An 18,505-nucleotide genomic window follows, 5' to 3' on the forward strand; every position below is an offset into this window, starting at 1 on the left:
GATTTTTGCACATTTCATTTATACTTTATGGACAGGCGTCCACCGTCTGTTTAATCCTTGCTGATCCGGCTGCGGTCACGCGGTTTGTTGAAGGACGGGCGTGATTTGGCATACATCACCGGCATACGGAGCACAACGGCGGCCATTGCCTTTGCATTAAATGGTATAAACGGCCAGAGGTAGGAAGAGTTAAGCGAACGGTGCAGCGTTAGCAGGATGATGAAGAGGGTCACCCCTGCAACAAAACCCGGAATTCCAAATATAGCAACCGTCACGAGCAGAAACAGGCGCACCAGACGATTGGCCAGCCCCAGCTCATAACTTGGGGTAGCAAACATCCCGATAGCGGCAACCGCCATATACAGCACCACTTCGTTCACGAACAAACCGGTCTTGACCGCAATATCACCGACCAGGATAGCCGCAATCAAGCCCATGGCAGAGGCCAGCGGCGTCGGCGTATGAACAGCAGCCATGCGCATCAGGTCAACCCCGAATTCAACCAGAAGAAACTGAGCAATAAGCGGGATTTTGGCCTGAGCTTGCGGGCCTATAAACGATAAGGCCGGTGGCTTGATCTCCGGATGCACGACGACCAGCAGCCAAAGCGGCAGTAAAAATAATGAAGCGATGATCCCGAAGAAACGGATCCAGCGTAAATAAGTGCCCATAAACGCTGTCTGCCGGTTCTCCTCTGCATGCTGGCACAAATCAAAAAAGGTCGTAGGCAAAATCATTACGCTCGGCGAAGTATCTACAAATACGACGACCCTGCCTTCCAGCAGATGAGAGGCAACGGTATCCGGTCGTTCTGAATATCTAACCAGCGGATAAGGATTCCAGCCTTTATGGATAATAGCTTCCTCCAGCTGTTTATCTGCGAGAGGAATGCCTTCGATATCAACGCTGCTGATCTTCTTCTTGAGCTCCTCCACCTGCACTTTATCGACGATATCATCAATATAGGCGATTGAAACATCCATCTCTGTACGCCGGCCGACCTTCATAATTTCAAAGGTTAAACCAGGATCCCTGAGCCGGCGCCTGACCAGACTGACATTCGTCAGCAGCGTTTCGGTAAAGCCGTCCCTCGCTCCACGGACCACTCTTTCCAGGGAAGGTTCCTCGGGATTCCTCACCGGATAAGAACGCGTATCCATTAGAATCGCCGTATCCTCGCCTTCCAGGAACAACACGCTCATGCCGGATAAAGCCTGTGTAATACATTCGCTTAATTTGTCGGTCGTTGTAACCTGCATATGAGGAATATATTCTTCAAAAAAAGCTTTGACCGCACTCCCGGATACCGAATCAGGCGTCAAATAGGTCAGCCTTTTCATAATCTCAACAAGGATATTGTCTTTCACAAACGTGGTAATGAGGAAGAAAGCCGCTCTTCGGCCGGCAAAGGTCATCTCCCGAAAATCAACGTCAAAGCTTTCTCCAAGACCAACGACCTGTTCCAGCGTTTTCTTGGTTGTGAGCAGTTTACGGCTGATATTATCGCTGTGTTGCCAATACAATACCGATTCCTGGATGGAATCCGAGGCTTCGTTTTCTTTTTTACGGGAGTCAACCTCTCCGCTTCCAGGTGTTCTTCCACTGCCGGATTCCTCGGAGCCGTGTCCCGGATCAAAATCAGGGATAAACTCAATGGTCCCTTGTTCTGAATGCTTGGATGATTCCATGTCCGAATAACGATCAGTCATTGCTCAATTACCTCCTGCCTAAATCTGTTCAGAAACTTGTCGCGGGTTAGGGATGATAGATAAACCAATCGTAGAAGGAACCGGCGACTTTACCAAATACCATGGCAAGCAGCAGCAGAAACAGATACCGCTGAAGCCGCACCCTCTTGGCTAAAATCGGCAGCACATTAAGCACTTCCGTCAAAGCGGCTGCCAGCATGCCTACAAAAATACCATTAAACAATCCCACCAAGGCGGGCACCGGCTTCCAAGCGATATAGAACTTCCAGTTCCAAAAGTCGGCAAAAGTGCCGAACAGGGAACCCGCGATCATGGCTCCCTCATACCAATGGACCCTGGGATAAGTCCGGGTGAGCTGAGCCAGCCTTGGAACGATGTCAAGAACGACAAACAAGGCGACCACGCCGGCCCCGACTGCCGTTCCTCCAGCCAGCCCCAGGAAGGCCAGACAGACCGTCTGGACGATTTGCGGTACCATCATAGGCCATCCCCTCCCCTGGTCTCTTTTTCCTTCCCAATCCCCGCCTCTTCCCTCGTTGTCAGCTTGCTTTCCTTACGGTGAATCTTTTTGTACTCTTCGGTAATTACATAATGGTCCATATTCTCCTGATACAGAAACATTTCAACCTCAAGCGGGGTAGGCTCCTCGTTCCATTTTTTTCGAAACAGATGATTAAAGAAGAGGATCATGCCCAGTCCTATGCCGAGCGAATAAGTAGTTTGAAACAGATAGGGATGGTCATCGTGCCTTCCCGTAATCATCTCAACGATATGGACGATGACCTCTGGCATGCTTACATCGGCATGGAAATTCATGATGGTTAGCATGGAGCCGAAGAACAGCAGCAGCCAGACTGCAATAAAGAGCAGGATCGAAGGATTGTTCTCCCGTCCGCTGATCTCCACAAGGGTATGGGGTTCCCCGATGTATTCAATCAGGAGCTCCGGAAACGCTTCGCGGATCACCTGAATCACCCTCATCATATCGATGACAATCCGGTTGCCATCCTGTTTGACAGGCTGTTTGACGACTAGCTGCTTTAATTTCTCCTCACAGGAAGCGGGAGCCAGAATCTGGGCAATGTCTCCAAGGAGAATCCGTGTCCCGTTCATCAGCTTTACATGTTTTCTCAGCCGGATATAGACCAATTCGGTTTCCTTCCCTTGACCCATTCTTGATCACCTCTTGCCTGCCTAATTGTCCCTAGTATGCCAACCCTTTGCTGACTTTACTCTTGTCCGGGAAAAATAAAACAGCGCCGCTCAAAGCCGGTTGAACCGGTCTTGAGCGGCGCTGCAGTTCGTAAATGATGCGGAATTCTTAGGCAACAGCGCTTATTGGCGACAAGCGTTTTATTGGGCGATCTGATCCCGGATATTCTGAAGAATCTTCTTCTCCAGCCTGGAAACCTGCACCTGGGAGATACCCAACCTGCTGGCCACCTCGGACTGCGTCTGATCCCGGTAATACCTCAGGTAGACAATCAGCCTTTCCCTTTCCGTCAGCCCGTCCAGCGCTTCATGAAGCGCCAGCTTGTCAAACCAGCGCTCCTGGGACTCGTCGGCAATCTGATCGATCAGCGTGATCGGGTCCCCTTCGTTCTCAAATACAGTCTCATGTATGGAGGTTGGAGGTTTGTTGGCCTCCTGGGCAAATACGACGTCCTCCGGTGATACTCCAAGCTCCTGCGCTACTTCCTTAATGGTTGGCAGACGGCCAAGCGTTTTGGACAGCTCGTCTTTCTTCTTCCGGACTTTGTTGGCCATTTCCTTCAGCGAGCGGCTCACCTTCAGCGTTCCGTCGTCCCTGAGAAAGCGCTGGATTTCTCCGATAATCATCGGTACGGCATAGGTGGAGAACTTCACATCATAACTGAGGTCAAATTTGTCCACGGATTTCAGCAGCCCGATGCATCCGATCTGGAACAAGTCTTCCGGTTCGTAGCCGCGGTTCATAAACCGCTGCACTACGGACCAAACAAGACGTATGTTGCAGTTCACCAGCGTATCCCGTGCCAGCGTGTCGCCCGACTGGCTGAGGGCGATCAGCCTCTTCACTTCCGAGTCATCCAAATATTCCCTCGGAGTTTGTTTCAGATCAGCGTCCATAGGGCATCACCTTAGTTATACAAAGCTTTCTTGGATTCGATCCTCTTCTTCATCCGGATCTTGGTACCCTGCCCCATTTCGCTGGTGACGCCAAACTCGTCCATAAAGTTCTCCATGATGGTAAATCCCATCCCAGAACGCTCCAGCTCCGGCTTCGACGTGTAAAGAGGCTGCTGGGCCAGTTCCAGATCCTCGATACCGCGTCCTTTATCTTCGATTGTCAGCATAATCGTATCTTCTTCAATTTCGGCCGTGATCGTAATGATCCCGTTTGGATCACTGTCGTAGCCGTGAATAATGCAGTTCGTTACGGCTTCGGATACGACCGTCTTGAGGTCGGTAATTTCGTCCATCGTCGGATCAAGCTGAGAAACAAATGCAGCTACAGTGACGCGGGCAAAAGATTCGTTCTCGGACTTGGCGGCAAACTGCAACGTCATAAAATTACGGCTGCTTTCGCTCATAACGCTACCTCCAATTCCGTAAGTGCTTCTTCTTCCGTGGCATAAATCGGCATGATCTTAAACAAACCGGACATTTCAAACAACCGGTACACAGGCGTATTCACATGGCATACGGCCATTTGACCACCCTTTTGCTTAATCAGCTTATATCGGCCCAGAATAACGCCAAGACCAGAACTGTCCATGAATTGAAGGGACTCCAGGCTGAGCACCAGGTGCCGGCAGCGCCCGCGTGCGATTTCCTCATCCAACTGCAGGCGAACTCCGTCGGCCGCATGGTGATCAAGTTCACCGCTGAGCCGGACGATCAGTGTATCCCTGCGTGTTTCCAATTCCACATTCACCTTCATGTCTGTTCACTCTCCTCCCTGTCATGAACACTCATTTCTACAAGGCAAAAGGTCATTCCTGCCCGCCGACAAAACTAGAAGAAAACTCCGATCAATCTACAAAAAACAGGCGTGACGTGGTCCGTTTAAACAGCTTCCACCAGCCGGCCTTTTGAATATCAGCAGGTGCGGTCAACTCAAATTCCTTGAGCACCTTGTCTCCCTGGTACACTACCAGCTTGCCGACCGGCTGACCGGCCTTGATCGGTGCTTTAATTGAATCCGGAACAACCACTTTGTGTGTAATGCCTTCCGGGGAGGCCCCTTTTCTCACAAGGATGTTATAGGATTTGTCCGCCGGGATTTCCAGAACCGCCTGCTGGCCTTTAGCTACCTTCACCCGTCCGATAACTTCCCCGCTCTTGAAGAGAGGCTGCATCGCAAATTGCGAAAAGGCATAGTCGAACATAGCGGAAACTTCCGCATTCCGCGTCTTCGTATTCGGCTCACCGAGTACAACCGCAATCAAACGCAGCCCGTCCCGCTTTGCAGTAGCCGTCAAACAGAATTTGGCTTCAGAGGTATAACCGGTCTTCAGACCGTCGGCTCCGCTGTAGAAACGAACCAGCTTGTTTGTGTTGACGAGCCAGAACGGTTTTTCGCTGTCTTTGCGCAAATAATCCTGATAAGCGCCGGTATATTTGGTCATGTATTCATGCTTGAGCAGTTCCCGGCTCATGATGGCAATGTCATAAGCGGAGGAGTAATGATCGGCTGTCGGAAGACCGTTTGGATTAGAAAAATGAGTATCCTTCAGTCCCAGCTCCTTGGCTTTGTCGTTCATCATTTTCACAAAACCGGCTTCGGTGCCGCCAATGTGCTCCGCAATCGCTACAGAAGCGTCATTCCCCGAGGCCATGGCGATGCCTTTCAGCATATCTTCGACCGTCATTTCCTCTCCAGGCTCAAGAAAGATCTGCGAACCGCCCATGGAAGCGGCGTTTTCACTTGTTTTGACTTTATCAGTCAGCTTTAAAGTGCCTTTGTCCAGTGCTTCAGCCGTAAGCAGCATCGTCATGACTTTGGTAATGCTGGCAGGAGGAAGCTTCTTATGGCTGTCCTTCTCAAAAATAACCGTGCCCGTATCGGCATCCATCAGAACAGCCGAAGCGGCATTGGCGCCAAGGCCTGCCGTGGCAGGATCCTGAGTAGGCGAACCGGCCGGAGCCGCATTGCCAGGCGTAGCCATTCCGGCGAATAAGCAGAACGCGAGCGTACAAATTAACAACCTTTTCTTCAAGGGTACTCCTCCTTTAATAGTGGCAACTCTCATTCTTCTAACCTAGTATTCGCCGAAAGTCTGGAAAATATTCCTTGTCTCCGCATGCGTTTATGCAAAAAAAGCCGCGCCGGCTCCGCCTTTGATCAAGACGTGAACCGGCACGGCTGGTGCGTGCTGTTTTTGATTACATTTGGGGGATAACGGCCAGAACGAGTCCAAGGAATTTCTCTTTGACCATTTCTGTCGTCTCCATGACTTCATCATGAGACAGCGGCTGATCCAGAATACCTGCCGCCATGTTGCTGATGCAAGAGATTCCGAGCACTTCTATCCCCGTATGACGGGCTACAATGACTTCGGAGACGGTAGACATGCCAACGGCATCCGCGCCAAGCGTACGGAGCATCCGGATCTCGGCCGGCGTCTCGTAGTTCGGGCCAAGCAGGCCGGCGTAGACGCCTTCCTGAAGCGGGAATCCTTTCCCGGCAGCCACGCTTTTGGCCAGATCGCGCAGACGGCGGCTGTACGCTTCGGACATGTCCGGGAAACGTGGTCCAAACGCCGCATCATTGGCACCGATCAGCGGATTGCGGCCGGTCAGATTCAAGTGGTCGGAGATCAGCATCAGATCGCCAGGCTGGTAGGACGTGTTCACGCCTCCCGCCGCGTTAGTCACGAGCAGTTTTGTAACGCCAAGCTCTTTCATCACGCGAACCGGGAAGGCTGTCATTTCCGGGCCATAACCTTCGTACATGTGGAAACGGCCTTTCATCAGGACAACGTCAACGCCGCCAACCGTTCCGATCATCAGCTCTCCGGCATGTCCTTCCACCGTGGAACGCGGAAAATGCGGAATGTTCTCATATTGAATCGTTACTGCTTCTTCAATGTAATCCGCGAGGACGCCCAGGCCGGAACCCAAAATGAGTCCAACCTGCGGAACGCGGTTTGTTTGCTGACGGATATAGGCACAAGCTTCCTGCACCATGCCTTGATTTAATGTGAACATATATACAATACCTCTCCTGTCTCGCTGCGATTATTGCAATTCTTTCAAAAAGCTTTGGCCAAGTCCCGTACCTTGAATGCCGAAGTTGTCGGCAATCGTGGCCGCCAGATCGGCGTAGGTAGCACGAACGCCAATGCTGCTTCCCGGCTGCTTCAGCGACGGGCCATAGATCAGCACCGGTACATATTCCCGGGTGTGGTCCGTGCCGGCATGAACCGGGTCATTCCCGTGGTCGGCTGTAATGATCAGCAGATCCTGTTCTCCGGTGGCGTCCATCAGGTCGGGCAGCGCGCGGTCAAACACTTCCAGAGCCCCCGCATATCCCTTCGGATCGCGGCGGTGACCGTACAAGGAATCAAAGTCCACCAGATTGGTAAAAATCATACCCGAAAAAGATTCCGGCAGCAGCTTGAGCGTTTCCTCAATGCCATGCTCGTTGCTTTTGGTCGGATAGGAACGATTGATGCCTTCGCCAGAGAAAATATCATTGATTTTGCCGACGGATACTACCTCATACCCGGCGTTCTTCAAACCGTTCAGCACGGTGGGTTCCGGCGGATTCACCGCGTAGTCATGGCGGTTCGGCGTACGCTTCCAATTGCCTGGCGTTCCGACGAACGGCCGGGCAATTACGCGGCCTACGGAATGCTCTGGCTCGAGGGTGAGACGGCGGGCAATTTCACAGGCCCGGTACAGCTCGTCCAGCGGAATAACCTCTTCATGGGCTGCGATCTGGAACACGCTGTCGGCGGAAGTGTAGACGATAAATGCGCCTGTCCGCATATGTTCTTCGCCCAGCTCGTCCAAAATTTCGGTTCCTGAAGCGGGTTTGTTACCAATCGTCTTGCGGCCGGTCTCCTGCTCGAAGCGGGCCATCAGATCACGCGGGAAACCGTTGGGATAGGTCTGAAAAGGGGTCTCAATCTTAAGGCCCATCAGCTCCCAATGTCCGGTCATGGTGTCTTTGCCCGCGGATACCTCCGCCATCTTGCCGTAGTAGCCCAGCGGCTCAGCTGCAGGCTCTACCGGAGGAATCGGCGCAATGTTGCCTAGGCCAAGCTTGGCCAGGTTAGGCAGCTGCGTTTCCGGATGGGTGCTTAAAATATGGCCCAGCGTATGGGAGCCGGCATCGCCGAATTTCGGCGCATCAGGCAGCTCGCCGATGCCGACGCTGTCCATGACGATAACGGATATTTTTCTGAAGCGGGGTTGATGTTGTTGACTCATCTCGTGTCACTCCTTCTGGTAGGTACAAAATGCGATGATTATAGTTATCCCTATGAAATGGCAAACCATTCAGCCTTCGGGTTGTATGTTTGCCCCTGCCGCCCGTGGATGGAATTTGTCGTAGACGGCTTTGATATTGGTTCCTGAACGGTTCAGGTAAGCCTGGGTGGACGAAATATCAGCGTGCCCCATCAACTCCTGTACCGTCCGCAGATCGGCGCCTCCGCTCAGCAAATGCGAAGCGAATGACGACCTCAGCGTATGCGGTGTGATTTCAGCCTGGATACCCGCGGCTTGTCCGTATTTCTTGATCGTCTTCCAGAAGCCCTGGCGGGTAATCCTGCCGCCTAACCGGTTCGGAAACAACGCTTGTTCGTCCTCCTGACCATGCAGCAGGGTTTGTCTCGCTTCCGCTAAATAACGTTCCAGCCACTCTCCCGTGCTGGCCGCAAACGGCACAATCCGTTCATGGCTCGTCCCCTCGCCGCAGCGGACAAATCGAAGCCGCACATCGACATCCTGCCGGTTCAGACAAATCAGTTCAGAGACGCGGATGCCAGTGGCATAGAGGAGCTCTAGCATTGCTTTATCCCGCAGCCCGAGCAGCGTAGACGTATCTGGCATGTCCAGCAGCGCCATCGTCTCCTGCAGCGATAAAGGAGCAGGCGTCTTGCGCGCCGCTTTCGGCGACTCCAGATGAAGGAATGGATCCTGGCGAATCTGCGATTCGCGCAGCAGATGCTTGAAAAAAGCCCGCAGCGAGACCGATGCCCTCGTTACGGTAGAGGAGGCTTTGCCCTGGTCCTTCAGCATGACAAAATATTGCGCCATAACGCCTCTCGTCACCAGATCAGGCGTTTCAATCTCCCGCTCAGCGAGATATTCGGCGAACTGCTCCAAATCCCGCCGGTAAGAAGACAACGTCGCTTCCGTCAATCCTTTGCGTTCCTCGAGATCGAGAATAAAAGCGTTGATCCGTTCCTCCATGCGGTGTCGACTCCTCTCTTCCAGGCTTCTACTCTCCAAGCCTATAAAATAGTTTTAGTCGTTCCAGCATATCTTCCTGCTCTTCCTGCTGAATCTGCATGCTGCCGGCTTTCACCGCGGACCCTTCGGGATAACGGTAGGGGTCCCCCGGACTCAGCCAATGCTCGAAAATGCCGAACAGCTTGCTGAACACATAAACAAGCATACAGAATAAAATGGCGAACCGCAGTGCCTTAAACCACTTCCGAATGGATATAACCATGCTCTCCCTCTTTCTTACCCCATTTTGCCGTTCATTGCATAGAAAGGCTGTATTAGAGTATACAAGCTGTCTGGAAAGTTTATGTATAAAGGGAGGCTGGCGAGCGAATCAGTATTGGAACAAAGTTTACTGAGTTAAAAAAAATTCCGCTGAGTCGAAAAAGCTTTTGATTCAAAAGTTTCTATATCAATGGCTTCTGGCTCAAAAAGACTTCTGACTCAAAAAAGCTCTCTCGGCCTTAACCGTGAGAGCTTGAGCTGCGGCTATCCATTATGAAGATTGGGATGATGTGTCGTCTTCGTTCTTCTTGTCTTGTTCTTTCTTCTTGCAGCGGTGGCAAATGCCATGAAAATCAAGACGGTGATCCAGCACTGTGAAGTTAAATTCACGTTCCAGCCGTTCCTCTAAAGGTCCCAGCCAGTCTTCGCGGATTTCATCCATGGCTCCGCATTGAACACATATCAGATGATGATGATGATGTTTCGAAGTATCCGTACGCAGATCGTATCGGGCTACCCCGTCTCCAAAGTTGATCTTCTCCACAACATGAAGTTCGCTAAGCAGTTCAAGGGTACGGTACACGGTAGCCAAGCCGATTTCCGGAGCCTTGTCCTTGACGAGCATAAAGACATCTTCGGCGCTCAGATGATCGTCTTCGTTCTCCAGTAAAACCCTTACCGTGGCTTCCCTCTGGGGCGTCAGCTTGTATCCGTGGGATTGCAGCTGCTGTTTAATTTTGTCGATCCGTGCTTCCATACTACCCCTCCCCCTCGGAAAAGCCGAACCTATGTTTTTAATGATCGCTCTTTTCATTATAGGGGGATGATGCTCGATAAGTCAAACATTTTGCGAGGGCCGTACAAAGGGATTAAAGCGGTCCGATCATCGGGGATACCCACCCCATTAGGACCGGAGAAACCCAGGTTTCAAAGCAGGCAACGCCAAGCAGAATCAACGACATGGAGACGATCATCCCCGTATAGGACAGGAACGGTTCGGTAATGCCGCCCGGTCTGCTCAAGAACACGCGGCTGCGGATGATCCCCAACGAGAATTTGACGGCGGCAACACTGCTTACGAGCAGAACGGGAATCACAATAAGATTATGAGGCGCTACGGATACAAGAGCCAGCAGCAGGCCTTTCCAGCTGAATTGGCCGACCATGCAGCCAACCGTGAACCCGATCAGCACCCCTTTCAGAAAGTCCAGAATCAGAATTCCAGGAAGCCCGATCACCGATAAGCCGAACAGCCAGATCAAACCGACCCATTTCAGCTGAAGGACTGCGATGGACCAAAAGGAGGCTTTATCGTCCACTGAGGACGGATCAAGATTAAGAAAAAAATTGCCCAGATAACGGGAAATATCCTGCTGCTGGTCCAGCGTTAACGCGTTGACCATCAGAGCGCCGAACACCACGCCCATCAGCAGCAGCACTGCAACGAAGGCGTACAGCGGCGTCTGGTCCTTTAACGTGCGGTGGATCATTTGAAACATCTGCCTTCTCCTCCTCTACCCAACACTCTGTTAGTAAACAGAATATGAGGGAGGCAGACAAGCTAGACCTTTTTTAGGAGAGGCGAACCTTTAATTTCAACCCCAAACGGGATTCAGGATTCAGAATTTAGGATTTGACTCAGAAATTCAAGATTTCAGGGCTTCAGCTTTCCTTCCCCAAAACCTTCCCGTAGGTCCCGCCTCCGCCTGCCTGAAGCCGGACATTCCCGGCGCGCGCCTGTACAATTACAGCTGCAGGACCGGCCCCCGCTATAGCCGCAAGCTCCTCCTCCGGCGCCTGGTGCAGAATGTTCATCTCATTGCCGAAGTCTGCAATCAACGCCTCAAGCTTGCGCGGGCCAAGACCCGGGATGAATTCAAGCGGTATTTGATATTGATAAGGAGCCCTGTAAGGCGGCAGATAAGGCTGCTCACGGTCGGCAATCGAACGGATCCGGTCCAGCACACCGCGGACAATTTTCGGGCTGCCGCAATAGAGGCAGCGGTCGACCGCGTTCTCCGCTTCATCCAGCACTTCTCCGCAATTCCCGCAAAAGGTGCGGTGATATTTGCCCAAACGGGGATTAAACCCGTAGTTGATCAGAACCTGCCGTCCATCCTCCCTGCGGATCACTTTCTTGAATTCATCGAAGGTCGGTTTTTGCATCAGCAACTGATTGTATTCCCGGCCAATTTTGCCAAGCGAATGGGCATCCGAATTCGTAAGGAACGTAAACTTGTCCAATTCGCTGATCCATCCGGCCATTTCCGAATCTGCGCTAAGACCCAACTCGACTGCATCGATCAGGGACAAGTCAAGCACCTCCGACATATGGTCCGCAGCGCTGCCGTAGATGCTTTTATGAGGCGTAAAGATATGGGCGGGAATCAGAACTCCTCCAAGACGCAGCACTTCTTCCTGCAGACTCCGGGCCGGCGCGTGAAGACGCTGCGTGCTTAAGGTGATGTTCTTCATGCGTTTGGATAACCAGTCCGTCAAGGAAGCCATAACCGACAAATCCGGCAGATAAACCAAGACATGCGCGGCCCCCTGTCCGGGCTCACGGATTTCAATTTCGCTGCCCAGCAGAATTGTCGTATCCCTGTAGCGGATACCGCCGCCTTCCAGTTCCTCCATTTCCCCGCTCGCCAAACAAGCTTGTATATCCTCCTGAACCCCGGGCACATGACAATCGATAATGCCGACGAGCTGTATCCCTTTTCGTTCGGCGGCTTCCTTCGCAATACCGGCAAAGGTCAAATCCCGGCTTCCGGAGATTTTGACCGGTTTGCCGCTGTTCGTCCGGCCAATGTGAATGTGCAGATCCGCATAATAAGGATTTAACATGGATTCCATCAGCTTTCCGCGGACTCGCCCGCCATGCCAAACTGCCACATATAAACAGCCAGCAGCGTTTTGGCGTCGGCAATTCGTCCTTCCGCAATAAACTGGCGTGCTTCTTCCAGCGTCACCCGGTAAATTTCCAGAAATTCATCTTCATCCGGAGAAACTTCGCCTTCCGTCAAATTCTCGGCCACATATAAATGAATGATTTCATCGGCAAATCCCGGTGAGGTGTAGAACGAATGAAGCAGGCGGATTGTGCCGCAACGATACCCGGTTTCTTCCTCCAGCTCCCGTTTGGCAGCCTCCATCGGATCTTCGCCTTTCTCAAGCTTGCCGGCCGGAATTTCCAATTCACAGCGGCCCATAGCCTGCCGATATTGATCCACCAGCAGCAGCTTGCCTTCATGTGCCGCCAAGACAGCCACGGCACCCGGATGTTTGACGATTTCACGTTTGCCCTGTGACCCGTCGGGCAGCTCGACCGTATCAATCTGAACGTTAATCACCTTCCCCTGGAAGATGGGTTCAGTCGATATCCATTTTTCTTTCAAATGTTCGGATGAAGTGGGATTCATATTCGTTCTCCTTTGCTTTTGGGCATTTATTTTCTAATCGGGCTCTCCAGCCCTTATAATTCCACGATTTCTTGTGCATACAGAAAAATAAGGGACCTTTCGTGCGAACCTTCATGAATACTCAAGAACAGCAATTCCAGCCGGATTGTCTCAGAAAGATTGCTCAGACAGAATAGCATAACTTGTCCTGCAGTCTCATATGGTCTTACTATAACTCGAACAAAAGGAGTCTAACCTATGAAAAGCTACTGGTCCCAGGAACAAGTCCGATTATCAGGCAAAGCCTGGCAAATCCACCATTTCCTCAAACAATGGGAACGCGGGGCGGAATCCGGTATTTTACTTAAGGATTGGATTATGCAGCAGACTGCGTTTCCGAAGTCCGCTTCTAAATAACCGCATGTTGAACCATTACCCGGAATGAGGAATAAACCTCCCGCCCTCCGTTACTTGACTATAACAGGCCCGAAAAAGCCCGCACCGGATCCGGCGCGGGCTGACGCCGTTTTTAGAGCTCAAAAATCGGCTGATGAATTATAGACACTAACAATTAAGACGGGTTCGACGCTTGTTTGATAATCTCCAGAACGAACCGGGCTGCTTTGCCGATATCCTCGGCTTTGATCTGCTCCGAAGTCGTATGGATATGTTCATAACCGACGGCCAGATTGACTGTTGGGATACCATGTCCGTTAAAAACATTGGCATCGCTGCCGCCGCCGGACGCAAAAGTGCGGCCGGAGAAACCCAGCGCGCCTGCAGCCTTTTTAGCCAGCTGAACAACGGCATCGCTGTCAGTATAATGGTAAGCCGGGTAAACGATCCGGCTGTGCACCTCGCCGCGGGCTCCGTAATCCCGGCAAGCCGATGCTACGGCTTCCTTCATGTCCGCGATCTGCTTCTCTACCTTGTCCTGAACCACGCTGCGTGCTTCGGCATACAGCTTCACATAATCCGGCACGATGTTGGTGGCGCCGCCGCCTTCGAATTTTCCGATATTGGCTGTCGTTTCACTGTCAATCCGTCCCAAGTTCATGCGGGAAATCGCTTTGCCGGCCACTTGAATAGCGCTTATGCCGTCTTCCGGATTTACGCCTGCATGTGCGGAACGGCCATAGATTTCAATCTCCAGCTTGGCCTGTGTAGGAGCCGCAATACAGATCGAACCCACTTCGCCATTGGAATCCAAAGCATAGCCGTATTTGGCATCCAGCAGCTTGGGATCCATCGCTCTGGAGCCAACCAGGCCGGACTCTTCGCCGACCGTAATCACGAACTGGATTTGCCCGTGAGGCACATTATTTTCCTTCAGCACCTGAATCACTTCAAGGAGGGCAGCCAGCCCAGCCTTGTCGTCTGAACCAAGAATTGTGGTGCCGTCACTGCGAATCCAGCCATCTTCGGTGATCACCGGTTTAATGCCTTTGCCCGGCATCACCGTGTCCATATGGCAGGTGAAGAAGATCGGATCAACGCCTGCCGCGCCGTTCCCGGGAAGGGTCGCAATCAGATTGCCCGCTCCATGTCCGGTAGCTGCCTGTGTATCGTCTTCCACAACTTGAAGTCCAAACCGTTCAAATTTGCTCTTAAGCAGCTCGGCAACTTCACGCTCCTGTCCCGTCTCGCTGTCCACCCGCACCAGTTCAAGGAATTGCTCAATAAGTCGCTCTTGGTTAATCACTTTACTTTCCCCGCTTTCTTATTTACGATAAAAGAAGGACAAACCAGGCTTTAGCCTGAATTGTCTTTCATTATAAAACATAAGGAGTACCGCCGCATGCCCAAAAAAACAATGAAAATTGTTGTATATGTAATGCTGATCGCCATGGTGGGTTCAGCGTTGATGGCGCTGATTGAACCATTTATTTTTGAGTAGGAAGCCAGCGGAACCAAGCCCACCCATTTTCACGACTGACTAAAAAAGATCACAAGCGGAGCCCGTCATCCCAACCGACGACAGCAGCTCCGCTCATTCCCCTTCTTCATTCCTCGATTCTCAGAATAAAATTTCTCTTATCTCAGAATTAAATTCCTCGGATCTCAGATTTAAGTTTGTTTAGTACAGCTTTGTATTCTCCAGCGTCATGCTCTCCAAATTGTCTTTCACCCGCTGCATAAACCGTCCGCAGATAACGCCGTCCAGAATACGGTGATCCAGCGACAAACACAAATTCGCCACGGAACGAACCGCAATCATGTCGTTAATGACGACTGGCTTCTTGACAATCGATTCAAAGGTCAAAATGGCCGCCTGCGGATAGTTGATAATCGGCTGTGACAGGATGGAACCAAAAGAACCGGTGTTGTTAACCGTAAAAGTACCCCCCTGCATGTCGTCCAGCTTCAGCTTGCCTTCGCGGGTTTTGCGAGCCAATTCTTCCACCTCACGGGCGAGGCCGGCGATGTTCTTCTGGTCGGCTTTCTTAATAACCGGCGTCATCACGGAATCTTCCGTACCGACAGCCAGCGAGATATTAATATCCCTTTTCACGATGATTTTATCCACCGCCCAGACGGAGTTCATAATCGGGTAATCTTTAATGGCATTGACGACCGCTTTAAGCAGGAATGCCAGATACGTCAGATTAATGCCCTCCTTGCGGTAAAATTCTTCCTTCAGCTTATTACGCAGATGCACCAGATTGGTTACGTCCACTTCGATCATCATCCAGCCGTGCGGGATTTCCGAAACGCTTTGACGCATTTTGGTAGCAATCGTGTTGCGAATAGGCGTTACGTCGATAAAATATTCGGATTGAGGGCCTTCGACCTCAATTTTCGGAATTCTCGGCGTCTCCGTCAAATGGAGTCCGGAATGACGGACCGGTTCGGAAGCTGCCTGAACCGGGATTCCAGGCTGAATAGCGGCTGGAGTTTGCGGAACTTGCGCTTGTGTCGCAGCTGCAGGAGCTGCAGCCTGGCTGACATGGGCCATCGGTTCCTGCTTAGGCAGGGATGTCCCGTTTGCCCCGCCATGCTCAATATAGGCAAGCACATCCTTACGGGTAATCCGCCCGCCCATACCGCTGCCGGCAACCTGGCGCAAATCGATGTTATGCTCCGCAGCTAACGTTTGAACTGCAGGCGAATAACGGGCCCGCTGGCTTTGGTCTCCGGCTGCGGCCGGAAGTCCGGTCTGGGCTGAAGAATCAGCCTGAACCGCATCAGAAATTGCAGTTGCACCTGCACTATTTCCGGCAGCCGTTCCAGCTCCTTCCGCTTCCCCGGCGATTTCAATTACGCAGATCACTTCACCAACGGCGATGACCTCTCCTTCGGAAGCGCGAACTTCTCCCATAACCCCGTCAATCGTAGAAGGGATTTCGGCGTTTACCTTATCTGTAATCACTTCGCAAATCGGTTCATAGGCTTCAACAGGATCACCCGGTTTTTTCAGCCATTTGCCGATTGTAGCTGAAACGAGGGATTCGGCAAGCTGGGGCATAACCACTTCGATAAATTGTTTGGTTGATGGCATAAATAACACTCCTGTCTGCAGCTGCGGATCTCCGGCATTTCGATCCTCCGGCAGGCTGCACTGGGTCTAGTTTAGATGATACATATCAAGATCTATCGACTATCGTTTATTGGTCTATTTCGCATACGGATATACGCAATTCACAAACGGGTGCAAGAAATCACAGCCGCCAGAAGGCGGCTGTTGAGATTAATACAAGGCAAGCTCGAGCATGGCCTCTTTCACTTTATCTTTGCTGAGCATAAAGAACTTCTCCATCGGAGGGCTGATCGGCATCGCCGGAACATCCGGGCCGCACAGCCGTTTAATTGGCGCATCGAGCTCGAACAGACACTCTTCGGCAATAATGGCAGCGACTTCGCCGCCAACGCCGCCTGTTTTGTTGTCCTCATGCACGATCAGCACCTTGCCCGTACGGCGCGCAGCCGTAATAATCGCTTCACGGTCAAGCGGCTGGATCGTCCGCAGATCGAGAATATGAGCGGTAATGCCCTGCTCAGCTTCAAGCTCCTCTGCAGCCTGCATCGCAAAATGAAGCGGCAGGCTGTAGCCAATCACCGTAATATCGTCGCCTTCACGCAGCACGTTGGCTTTGCCGATTTCCACGATGTAGTCGTCTTCAGGCACATCTTCCTTGATAAGCTTGTAGCACTTCTTGTTCTCGAAAAAGAGCACCGGATCCGCGTCACGGATCGCGGCCTTCAGCAGGCCTTTGGCATCATAAGCCGAATAAGGCGCTACGATCTTTAATCCCGGGGTTCCGAAGAAAATGGACTCCGGACATTGGGAATGATACAAACCGCCGAAGATGCCGCCGCCGATTGGCGCGCGCACGACGACCGGGCAGCTCCAGTCGTTGTTGGAGCGGTAGCGGATTTTGGCCGCTTCGCTAATAATCTGGTTTGTCGCAGGCAGCATAAAATCCGAATACTGCATTTCAGCGATCGGTTTCATGCCGTACATAGCCGCGCCAATGGCAACACCGGCAATTGCCGACTCCGACAAAGGCGTATCCATGACCCGATCTTCGCCAAAATGCTCCTGCAGCCCTTTGGTAGTGGTGAACACGCCGCCTTTAACGCCAACGTCTTCCCCAAGCACAAACACCCGCTCGTCGCGTTCCATTTCTTCTTTCATCGCCAATCGAATGGCGTCGATATATTCCATTACCGGCATCTCTTATTCCTCCCTTTCATCGGCATACACATGAAGCAGCGTGTCTTCCGGTTTCGGGAAAGGAGCACGGTCCGCGTAGTCGATCGCTTCCTTCAGCTGTTCGGAAAGCTCTTTCGTATAAGCTTCTTCCTGCTCTTCCGACCACAAGCCGCATTCGATGAGATACTGCTTGAATCTTGGAATGCCGTCTTTCTGGCGGTTCTCCTCAACCTCTTCTTTGGTCCGGTAAGCCAGATCATTATCTGAAGTGGAGTGAGGGGACAGGCGGTACATCATCGCTTCAATCAGCGTTGGCCCTTCGCCGCGAACCGCACGTTCTCTCGCTTCTTTAACTACGCGGTAAACCTCAAGCGCGTCATTGCCGTCCACACGGAGACCCGGGAAGCCGTATCCCAAGGCGCGGTCGCTGACTTTGCCTGCAAGCTGCTTGTGAATCGGTACGGAGATTGCGTATTGATTGTTCTCGCACATAATGATGACGGGCAGTTTATGAACGCCGGCAAAGTTGCTGCCTTCATGGAAGTCACCCTGGTTGCTCGAGCCTTCGCCGAACGTGACGAATGATACGATGTCTTTCTTCTGCATTTTGGCGGCGAGCGCTACGCCAACGGCGTGCGGCACCTGCGTGGTTACAGGGCTTGAGCCCGTAACGATGCGAAGTTTCTTGGAGCCGAAGTGGCCCGGCATCTGCCGGCCGCCGCTGTTCGGGTCCTCGGCTTTGGCGAAAGCGCAAAGCATCAGTTCTTTTAACGTCATGCCCACCGACAATACAAAACCGTAATCTCGGTAGTAGGGGAGAAAATAATCCCGGTCCCGGTCCAGGGCAAACGCGGAAGCGACCTGCGCTACTTCCTGCCCGATGCCGGAGACGTGAAAATTAATTTTCCCCGCCCGCTGCAGCAGCAAAAGCCGTTCATCGTATTTGCGTGCGAGCAGCATATATTTGTACATTTCCACGGCTTTCTCATCCGAAAGCCCAAGCTGCTCATGTTTAAGTTTTTGATCCAAAGCTGTTTTAGCATTCATTAGGGAGTTGCCTCCATTTCTTTTTG

General features: G+C 52.0%; 21 protein-coding genes. 2 read left to right on the top strand and 19 right to left on the bottom strand.

All coding sequences use genetic code 11. The features are described 5' to 3' along the window. Positions 1 to 50 precede the first annotated feature (50 nt). The 15 genes from CBE73_RS05520 to CBE73_RS05590 form a co-directional block, all read right to left on the bottom strand. Positions 51 to 1,709: a spore germination protein gene (locus tag CBE73_RS05520; RefSeq protein ID WP_094093366.1), complete on the bottom strand. Its 1,659-nt coding sequence runs from the start codon at positions 1,707 to 1,709 to the stop codon at positions 51 to 53. 46 nt (positions 1,710 to 1,755) lie between these two features. Continuing rightward, the gene (locus CBE73_RS05525; protein ID WP_094096156.1) at positions 1,756 to 2,187 is read right to left on the bottom strand and encodes a stage V sporulation protein AB; all 432 of its coding nucleotides are present in this window, start codon (positions 2,185 to 2,187) and stop codon (positions 1,756 to 1,758) included. After that, the gene (locus tag CBE73_RS05530; RefSeq protein ID WP_094093367.1) at positions 2,187 to 2,882 is read right to left on the bottom strand and encodes a stage V sporulation protein AA; all 696 of its coding nucleotides are present in this window, start codon (positions 2,880 to 2,882) and stop codon (positions 2,187 to 2,189) included. Before CBE73_RS05530 ends, CBE73_RS05525 begins: the two co-directional genes overlap by 1 nt. Positions 2,883 to 3,062: 180 nt before the next feature. Beyond that, positions 3,063 to 3,818, bottom strand: a complete 756-nt coding sequence (gene sigF / locus CBE73_RS05535; RefSeq protein WP_094093368.1) for an RNA polymerase sporulation sigma factor SigF — start codon at positions 3,816 to 3,818, stop codon at positions 3,063 to 3,065. An 11-nt stretch (positions 3,819 to 3,829) separates the two neighbouring features. Then, positions 3,830 to 4,282, bottom strand: a complete 453-nt coding sequence (spoIIAB, locus tag CBE73_RS05540; protein WP_094093369.1) for an anti-sigma F factor — start codon at positions 4,280 to 4,282, stop codon at positions 3,830 to 3,832. Next, positions 4,279 to 4,632 carry an anti-sigma F factor antagonist gene (gene spoIIAA / locus CBE73_RS05545; RefSeq protein ID WP_094093370.1) on the bottom strand — a complete coding sequence of 118 codons (354 nt, stop codon included), beginning with the start codon at positions 4,630 to 4,632 and terminating at the stop codon, positions 4,279 to 4,281. Before spoIIAA ends, spoIIAB begins: the two co-directional genes overlap by 4 nt. A gap of 91 nt (positions 4,633 to 4,723) precedes the next feature. Further along, positions 4,724 to 5,911 carry a D-alanyl-D-alanine carboxypeptidase family protein gene (locus CBE73_RS05550; RefSeq protein WP_229752484.1) on the bottom strand — a complete coding sequence of 396 codons (1,188 nt, stop codon included), beginning with the start codon at positions 5,909 to 5,911 and terminating at the stop codon, positions 4,724 to 4,726. A gap of 166 nt (positions 5,912 to 6,077) precedes the next feature. Then, a complete protein-coding gene (locus CBE73_RS05555; protein ID WP_094093371.1) occupies positions 6,078 to 6,902 on the bottom strand; it encodes a purine-nucleoside phosphorylase in 825 nt (274 codons plus the stop codon). A 30-nt stretch (positions 6,903 to 6,932) separates the two neighbouring features. Beyond that, complete coding sequence (locus tag CBE73_RS05560) at positions 6,933 to 8,129, bottom strand: phosphopentomutase (protein ID WP_094093372.1); 1,197 nt, start codon at positions 8,127 to 8,129, stop codon at positions 6,933 to 6,935. Between the two features lie 69 nt (positions 8,130 to 8,198). Beyond that, positions 8,199 to 9,116 carry a tyrosine recombinase gene (locus tag CBE73_RS05565; RefSeq protein ID WP_094093373.1) on the bottom strand — a complete coding sequence of 306 codons (918 nt, stop codon included), beginning with the start codon at positions 9,114 to 9,116 and terminating at the stop codon, positions 8,199 to 8,201. Between the two features lie 28 nt (positions 9,117 to 9,144). Further along, the gene (locus tag CBE73_RS05570) at positions 9,145 to 9,378 is read right to left on the bottom strand and encodes a DUF4227 family protein (protein ID WP_094093374.1); all 234 of its coding nucleotides are present in this window, start codon (positions 9,376 to 9,378) and stop codon (positions 9,145 to 9,147) included. Positions 9,379 to 9,648: 270 nt separating this feature from the next. After that, entirely contained in the window at positions 9,649 to 10,134 is a 486-nt protein-coding gene (fur, locus tag CBE73_RS05575) for a ferric iron uptake transcriptional regulator (RefSeq protein WP_094093375.1), read from the bottom strand. A 112-nt stretch (positions 10,135 to 10,246) separates the two neighbouring features. Further along, the gene (gene spoIIM, locus CBE73_RS05580) at positions 10,247 to 10,876 is read right to left on the bottom strand and encodes a stage II sporulation protein M (RefSeq protein WP_229752483.1); all 630 of its coding nucleotides are present in this window, start codon (positions 10,874 to 10,876) and stop codon (positions 10,247 to 10,249) included. Between the two features lie 163 nt (positions 10,877 to 11,039). Further along, positions 11,040 to 12,224: an endonuclease Q family protein gene (locus CBE73_RS05585; RefSeq protein ID WP_094096159.1), complete on the bottom strand. Its 1,185-nt coding sequence runs from the start codon at positions 12,222 to 12,224 to the stop codon at positions 11,040 to 11,042. Between the two features lie 8 nt (positions 12,225 to 12,232). Then, positions 12,233 to 12,799 carry an NUDIX hydrolase gene (locus tag CBE73_RS05590; RefSeq protein ID WP_094093376.1) on the bottom strand — a complete coding sequence of 189 codons (567 nt, stop codon included), beginning with the start codon at positions 12,797 to 12,799 and terminating at the stop codon, positions 12,233 to 12,235. 237 nt (positions 12,800 to 13,036) lie between these two features. On the opposite strand from CBE73_RS05590, the gene mciZ reads away from it, so the two are divergent. Continuing rightward, entirely contained in the window at positions 13,037 to 13,195 is a 159-nt protein-coding gene (gene mciZ, locus CBE73_RS05595; RefSeq protein ID WP_094093377.1) for a Z-ring formation inhibitor MciZ, read from the top strand. Between the two features lie 154 nt (positions 13,196 to 13,349). Here the strand turns inward: mciZ and CBE73_RS05600 are convergent, their stop codons facing one another. Then, the gene (locus CBE73_RS05600) at positions 13,350 to 14,480 is read right to left on the bottom strand and encodes a M20/M25/M40 family metallo-hydrolase (RefSeq protein WP_094093378.1); all 1,131 of its coding nucleotides are present in this window, start codon (positions 14,478 to 14,480) and stop codon (positions 13,350 to 13,352) included. A gap of 96 nt (positions 14,481 to 14,576) precedes the next feature. Here CBE73_RS05600 and prli42 point away from each other — a divergent pair, with 96 nt between their 5' ends. Continuing rightward, positions 14,577 to 14,675, top strand: a complete 99-nt coding sequence (gene prli42 / locus CBE73_RS05605; protein WP_094093379.1) for a stressosome-associated protein Prli42 — start codon at positions 14,577 to 14,579, stop codon at positions 14,673 to 14,675. A gap of 180 nt (positions 14,676 to 14,855) precedes the next feature. On the opposite strand, the gene CBE73_RS05610 is transcribed toward prli42, so the two are convergent. From CBE73_RS05610 to CBE73_RS05620, 3 genes are all read right to left on the bottom strand, one after another. Continuing rightward, positions 14,856 to 16,277, bottom strand: coding sequence for a dihydrolipoamide acetyltransferase family protein (locus CBE73_RS05610; RefSeq protein WP_094093380.1), 1,422 nt, complete (start codon positions 16,275 to 16,277; stop codon positions 14,856 to 14,858). Positions 16,278 to 16,466: 189 nt separating this feature from the next. After that, the gene (locus tag CBE73_RS05615) at positions 16,467 to 17,453 is read right to left on the bottom strand and encodes an alpha-ketoacid dehydrogenase subunit beta (protein ID WP_094093381.1); all 987 of its coding nucleotides are present in this window, start codon (positions 17,451 to 17,453) and stop codon (positions 16,467 to 16,469) included. A 3-nt stretch (positions 17,454 to 17,456) separates the two neighbouring features. Next, on the bottom strand, positions 17,457 to 18,479 hold the full coding sequence (locus CBE73_RS05620; RefSeq protein WP_094093382.1) for a thiamine pyrophosphate-dependent dehydrogenase E1 component subunit alpha: 1,023 nt from the start codon (positions 18,477 to 18,479) through the stop codon (positions 17,457 to 17,459). Between the last annotated feature and the right edge of the window lie 26 nt (positions 18,480 to 18,505).

The organism is Paenibacillus physcomitrellae, assembly GCF_002240225.1.
GTDB lineage: Bacteria > Bacillota > Bacilli > Paenibacillales > Paenibacillaceae > Fontibacillus > Fontibacillus physcomitrellae.

What these genes read in the sequence shown, in the direction of transcription:
- CBE73_RS05520 (WP_094093366.1), bottom strand. Translation starts at nt 1,709, where the DNA reads ATGACTGATCGTTATTCGGACATGGAATCATCCAAGCATTCAGAACAA.
- CBE73_RS05525 (WP_094096156.1), bottom strand. Translation starts at nt 2,187, where the DNA reads ATGGTACCGCAAATCGTCCAGACGGTCTGTCTGGCCTTCCTGGGGCTG.
- CBE73_RS05530 (WP_094093367.1), bottom strand. Translation starts at nt 2,882, where the DNA reads ATGGGTCAAGGGAAGGAAACCGAATTGGTCTATATCCGGCTGAGAAAA.
- sigF (WP_094093368.1), bottom strand. Translation starts at nt 3,818, where the DNA reads ATGGACGCTGATCTGAAACAAACTCCGAGGGAATATTTGGATGACTCG.
- spoIIAB (WP_094093369.1), bottom strand. Translation starts at nt 4,282, where the DNA reads ATGAGCGAAAGCAGCCGTAATTTTATGACGTTGCAGTTTGCCGCCAAG.
- spoIIAA (WP_094093370.1), bottom strand. Translation starts at nt 4,632, where the DNA reads ATGAAGGTGAATGTGGAATTGGAAACACGCAGGGATACACTGATCGTC.
- CBE73_RS05555 (WP_094093371.1), bottom strand. Translation starts at nt 6,902, where the DNA reads ATGTTCACATTAAATCAAGGCATGGTGCAGGAAGCTTGTGCCTATATC.
- CBE73_RS05560 (WP_094093372.1), bottom strand. Translation starts at nt 8,129, where the DNA reads ATGAGTCAACAACATCAACCCCGCTTCAGAAAAATATCCGTTATCGTC.
- CBE73_RS05565 (WP_094093373.1), bottom strand. Translation starts at nt 9,116, where the DNA reads ATGGAGGAACGGATCAACGCTTTTATTCTCGATCTCGAGGAACGCAAA.
- CBE73_RS05570 (WP_094093374.1), bottom strand. Translation starts at nt 9,378, where the DNA reads ATGGTTATATCCATTCGGAAGTGGTTTAAGGCACTGCGGTTCGCCATT.
- fur (WP_094093375.1), bottom strand. Translation starts at nt 10,134, where the DNA reads ATGGAAGCACGGATCGACAAAATTAAACAGCAGCTGCAATCCCACGGA.
- spoIIM (WP_229752483.1), bottom strand. Translation starts at nt 10,876, where the DNA reads ATGTTTCAAATGATCCACCGCACGTTAAAGGACCAGACGCCGCTGTAC.
- CBE73_RS05585 (WP_094096159.1), bottom strand. Translation starts at nt 12,224, where the DNA reads ATGTTAAATCCTTATTATGCGGATCTGCACATTCACATTGGCCGGACG.
- CBE73_RS05590 (WP_094093376.1), bottom strand. Translation starts at nt 12,799, where the DNA reads ATGAATCCCACTTCATCCGAACATTTGAAAGAAAAATGGATATCGACT.
- mciZ (WP_094093377.1), top strand. Translation starts at nt 13,037, where the DNA reads ATGAAAAGCTACTGGTCCCAGGAACAAGTCCGATTATCAGGCAAAGCC.
- prli42 (WP_094093379.1), top strand. Translation starts at nt 14,577, where the DNA reads ATGCCCAAAAAAACAATGAAAATTGTTGTATATGTAATGCTGATCGCC.
- CBE73_RS05610 (WP_094093380.1), bottom strand. Translation starts at nt 16,277, where the DNA reads ATGCCATCAACCAAACAATTTATCGAAGTGGTTATGCCCCAGCTTGCC.
- CBE73_RS05615 (WP_094093381.1), bottom strand. Translation starts at nt 17,453, where the DNA reads ATGCCGGTAATGGAATATATCGACGCCATTCGATTGGCGATGAAAGAA.
- CBE73_RS05620 (WP_094093382.1), bottom strand. Translation starts at nt 18,479, where the DNA reads ATGAATGCTAAAACAGCTTTGGATCAAAAACTTAAACATGAGCAGCTT.